This window comes from Mycobacterium arosiense ATCC BAA-1401 = DSM 45069 (genome assembly GCF_002086125.1).
Taxonomy (GTDB): domain Bacteria; phylum Actinomycetota; class Actinomycetes; order Mycobacteriales; family Mycobacteriaceae; genus Mycobacterium; species Mycobacterium arosiense.
The window spans coordinates 1-235 of record NZ_MVHG01000412.1 but is presented as its reverse complement, the minus strand read 5'-3'; the positions used below and the strand labels follow the sequence as shown (position 1 = coordinate 235).

Genomic DNA, 235 nt, shown 5'->3' with positions numbered 1-235 from the left:
CAAGTGCGCCGGCCAGACCCCCTACTCGCGGATGGGCGACGGGCGCGCCGTGCTGCGCTCGTCGATCCGCGAGTTCCTCGCCTCCGAAGCCCTTCCGGCACTGGGCATTCCCAGCAGCCGGGCGCTCTGCGTGATCGGTTCGAGCACGCCGGTCTGGCGCGAGAAGAAGGAAAGCGCGGCGACGCTGCTGCGCCTGGCGCCCAGCCACGTGCGCTTCGGTCACTTCGAATACTTC

Annotated in this window: 1 protein-coding gene; it reads left to right on the top strand. The window is 69.8% G+C overall.

Translation table 11 applies throughout. The annotated features are described in order from the left end of the window. A partial coding sequence (locus tag BST14_RS32375) for a protein adenylyltransferase SelO family protein (protein WP_211280877.1) occupies window positions 1-235 on the top strand: 235 nt, incomplete at both ends.